At 58.9% G+C, this 1,759-nt stretch carries 2 protein-coding genes; both read right to left on the bottom strand.

The genetic code is table 11. The features are described 5' to 3' along the window. Positions 1-804 (bottom strand): NAD-dependent dihydropyrimidine dehydrogenase subunit PreA (preA, locus tag ACR0EL_RS21380; protein WP_480502164.1); only part of this gene is annotated, 804 nt, incomplete at its 3' end. A gap of 45 nt (positions 805-849) precedes the next feature. After that, on the bottom strand, positions 850-1,759 hold a 910-nt coding region (locus ACR0EL_RS21385), incomplete at its 5' end, for an FAD-dependent oxidoreductase (protein ID WP_480502167.1).

Below are 1,759 nucleotides of genomic sequence, written 5' to 3' on the forward strand. Positions count from 1 at the left end.
CCAAGTGGTGACGCCACCGATGCCTGAGATCGGTAGCCCATGCGTGGCTTCAGCCCGCGCAATCTCGGACACCATCGACAACGCGATTGGTTTCACCGCCGGTCCGCAGTAGCCACCATGGCTGCCTTTACCGTCAATCGAGGGTTCGGGGCTGAACGTGTCCAGATTGACACTGGTGATCGAGTTGATCGTATTGATCAGCGATACCGCATCCGCGCCCCCATTCTTCGCCGCCGCCGCAGGTTTGCGGATATCCGTAATGTTCGGCGTTAGCTTCACGATAACTGGGCGGTCGTAATACTGTTTGCACCAACGGGTCACCATTTCGATGTATTCCGGCACCTGCCCGACGGCAGACCCCATACCCCGCTCGCTCATCCCGTGCGGACAGCCAAAATTCAGCTCGATCCCGTCCGCACCGGTTTCAGCCACACGCGGCAGAATGGCCTTCCAAGCAGCCTCCTCACAGGGCACCATGATCGAGGCGATCAGGGCGCGATCTGGATAATCCGCCTTTACGCGGGCCATTTCCTCAAGGTTCACCTCAAGCGGCCGATCTGTGATCAGTTCGATGTTGTTGAGTCCCAACAACCGGCGGTCCGCGCCATAAATCGCGCCATAGCGTGGGCCGTTCACATTCACGACCGGAGGCCCCTCGGCCCCCAAGGTCTTCCACACTACGCCGCCCCATCCGGCCTCGAAGGCGCGGCGAACATTGTACTCCTTATCCGTCGGTGGCGCGGAGGCCAGCCAATACGGGTTCGGGCTAGATATTCCAAGAAAGTTTGATGTTAAATCAGCCATTTATCCGGCCTCCCTGATGCAGCGCTGCATCTTTGTCTTTGAGTTTCACGCGCTCAGAGCAGCGTGGATATCCATCGCGGCATCGCGACCTTCGGCTACGGCGGTCACGGTCAGGTCTTCGCCTCCTGCCGCACAGTCTCCGCCAGCCCACACACCGGTCATTGAAGTGCGTCCCGCCCCGGTCACGGCAATCTTATTGCCATCCAGCGTTAGGCCTTCCGGCGCACCGTCAAGCGTCTGACCGATGGCCTTAAGAACCTGATCGGCCGGCACACGGACAGATTCACCCGTTCCGGTCAGTCGACCATCATGGCTCGCAGTATACTCCAATTCGATCTCTGCTGCGGCACCATTTCCGTGAATAGCCACCGGCTGAACATTGCAGAGAATCCGAACACCATGCGACGCCGCCAAATCCTGTTCGTACCGGCTTGCACCCATCGCGTCGCGACCTCGGCGATAGGCGATGGTGACGTGCTCAGCGCCTAGCAGTTTCGATTTCACTGCCGCATCTACGGCAGTCATACCACCGCCAATCACAACGACATTGCGACCCACAGGTAGATCAACCAGATCGCTGGCCTGTCGCACATCCGAGATAAAGTCGACCGCCGGGCGCACCCCGTCTTTATCGACCCCATCAGCCCGCAGTGCGTTCACCCCCGCAAGTCCTATTGACAGGAAAACAGCGTCATAGTTCTCCTGCAACCCTTCCAGAGAAATCGTCTCTCCCAGAATCGAACCGGTCTCGATCGCGATCCCGCCTATTTTAAGCAGCCAATCGACCTCGGCCTGTGCAAAATCATTGGTAGATTTATACGCCGCAATCCCGTATTCGTTCAGACCGCCTGGCTTGGGCTTGCCTTCGTGGATCACCACATCGTGCCCCAGCATCGCCAGACGATGCGCACAGGCCAGACCGCCGGGCCCTGCCCCAACTACGGCAATTGTCTTG

Source organism: Ruegeria sp. AH12 (genome assembly GCF_056541465.1).